At 65.2% G+C, this 1,107-nt stretch carries 1 protein-coding gene; it reads left to right on the top strand.

The features are described 5' to 3' along the window. Positions 1-178: 178 nt before the first annotated feature. Positions 179-1,107, top strand: a 929-nt coding sequence (locus tag ACFYW5_RS38010; protein ID WP_389421703.1) for an ATP-binding protein, incomplete at its 3' end; no start/stop codon positions are given.

Raw genomic sequence — 1,107 nt, 5'->3', positions numbered from 1 at the left:
CTCGTCACCAGCGTGCTTACGGCCCAGGGCACGGACACCGACCGCCATGTCAGCGCCAACCACCAACCCGCAGGCCGACGAAGAGCAAGAACACGTTGCTTCCCCACAACCGTGCCTCACGCGCTCGCACTGACACGACGGCGACTTTACAGATGGCCTTTTCGACATGGAGCCGACCATGACGACCCCCCTTACCGACCCGGAGCGCGCCTTGCGACGCGTCCCCGGCGCTGCGGATGATCCAAGACGCCACCGAGGCGTCTACCAAGGCCTTGCGATGTCGATCGAGCGTCATCCCGGCCCAGACGGCGAAGGCCTCTCCAGCGCAGAGGCGGCCTGGCCGCAAAGGCTGCGCAGGATAGTCCGCGCCAGCCTCACCTACTGGGGCTGCCCCCACCTGGTAGAAACCGCAGAGCTACTGCTCACCGAGTTGTCTACGAACGCCCTGCGCCACGCCTTCGGCCTCGACATCGGCGTTCGCATGTGTCTTCAGGACGGCCACCTGATGATCGAGGTGTACGACGGCTCGCCCCTGCGCCCTGTTGCCCGCTGCGCTGATCCCTACGACGAGAGCGGCCGTGGGCTGCTCCTTTTGGACAGCCTGGCCGAAGAGTGGGGTGTCAGCGAAGACGGCACCACAACCTGGTGCACTCTCCCCCTGACCAAAGGATCTTCTCCCATGGAACCCGTCGCGGTGACCGCGCCGGTCATGCGCACAGCTCCCATTGTCATCTCTGGGGATCGCAACGCCGGAGCGTTAGCTCGCCGCCAGGCGCGCACCCTGCTCACCATGCTGAGGTGGCCTGGGGATCATCATCGGGCGACCGATGTGCTGCACGTTCTCGTCGACAACGCGGTACAGCACGCTCTCACCGCCGAGACAGGCGGGCAGCGCCTCGAAGCCTGCCTCAGCGTTACCGAGGCCCACGAACTGCTCATCGACGTCACGGACTCCGACCCCGCCTTCCCCGAATTCGACAAGGCTATCGCCGGCGTCGGTGGCAGCCTCTGGGTGAGGTTCCCCCGAGATGCGGAGTGTGTTGACAGAGGGTCAGATGGTTCTCATGAGAGGAACATCGACCATGGCCGCCCCCAGAAAGTACTCGC

The organism is Streptomyces sp. NPDC002779 (assembly GCF_042888685.1).
Lineage (GTDB): Bacteria > Actinomycetota > Actinomycetes > Streptomycetales > Streptomycetaceae > Streptomyces.
Note: the sequence above shows the minus strand (reverse complement) of the source record. Positions and strands in the feature narration are given on the sequence as shown.